Origin of the sequence: Pseudomonas sp. NPDC089530, assembly GCF_050280705.1 — a bacterium.
Taxonomy (GTDB): domain Bacteria; phylum Pseudomonadota; class Gammaproteobacteria; order Pseudomonadales; family Pseudomonadaceae; genus Aquipseudomonas.
In genome coordinates, this window is the sequence record NZ_JBNNVU010000213.1 from 1 (window position 1) to 1315 (window position 1315).

Here is a 1315-nt window from a genome sequence, read left to right on the forward strand (position 1 = left end):
TCCACCGGGCCCACGGCAAGCAGGCGACGGTCACGGCCGTGCAGCCGCCTGGCCGCTACGGCGCCCTGGAGCGCGATGGCGACAGCGTCCTGGGTCGACCAACAACATCCTGTCGCCAGCCAACGGTGAGCCGATCATCGTTCCGTCGCAGGACGTTGTATTGGGTCTGTACTACATGACCCGTGAGGCGATCAACGCCAAGGGCGAAGGTCGTGTTTTCGCGGATCTGCAGGAAGTTGACCGTGTGTTCCGTGCCGGCGAAGCCGCACTGCATGCCAAGATCAAGGTGCGGATCACCGAAACCGTCAACGATCGTGATGGCGGTAGTGTGACTAACACCCGTATCGTCGACACTACTGTCGGCCGTGCGCTGTTGTTCCAGGTTGTGCCAAAAGGCCTGTCCTTCGATGTCGTCAACCTGCCGATGAAGAAGAAGGCGATCTCCAAGCTGATCAACCAGTGCTATCGCGTGGTGGGTCTGAAAGAGACCGTTATCTTCGCTGACCAGCTGATGTACACCGGTTTTGCCTACTCGACCATTTCCGGCGTTTCCATCGGTGTTAACGACTTCGTTATCCCGGACGAGAAAGCCCGCATCATCGGTACTGCTACCGATGAAGTGAAGGAGATCGAGAGCCAGTACGCCTCCGGCCTGGTAACCCAGGGCGAGAAGTACAACAAAGTGATCGACCTTTGGTCGAAAGCGAACGACGAAGTTTCCAAGGCGATGATGGCCAACCTCTCGAAAGAGAAGGTGGTCGACCGTAACGGCGACGAAGTCGAGCAAGAATCGTTCAACTCGATGTACATGATGGCCGACTCGGGTGCGCGGGGTTCCGCAGCACAGATCCGTCAGCTCGCCGGTATGCGTGGTCTGATGGCCAAGCCGGACGGCTCCATCATCGAAACGCCGATTACTGCGAACTTCCGTGAAGGTCTGAGCGTACTCCAGTACTTCATCTCGACTCACGGTGCTCGTAAAGGTCTGGCGGATACCGCGTTGAAAACTGCGAACTCCGGTTACCTGACTCGTCGTCTGGTAGACGTGGCGCAGGATCTGGTTGTAACCGAGATCGACTGTGGCACCGAGCACGGCCTGCTGATGACTCCGCACATTGAGGGCGGTGACGTTGTCGAGCCTCTGGGTGAGCGCGTGTTGGGTCGTGTTATCGCCCGTGACGTATTCAAGCCAGGTACCGAGGACGTCATCGTTCCAGCCGGCACCCTGGTCGACGAGAAGTGGGTTGTTCAAGGGTTTGTAAGGGGGGGTGAATTCTTCAGGGGTGTCCGGTCATTGAACGGGCCCTTACTGAAC

General features: G+C 58.1%; 2 pseudogenes. Both read left to right on the plus strand.

From position 1 onward, the window contains the following. Positions 1-95 (plus strand): annotated as a pseudogene (locus ACQKQA_RS30350) (glucose-1-phosphate cytidylyltransferase); the annotation flags it as partial. Further along, positions 95-1246, plus strand: a pseudogene (locus ACQKQA_RS30355) (DNA-directed RNA polymerase subunit beta'); the annotation flags it as partial. The pseudogenes ACQKQA_RS30350 and ACQKQA_RS30355, both read left to right, overlap by 1 nt. Positions 1247-1315: the final 69 nt, after the last annotated feature.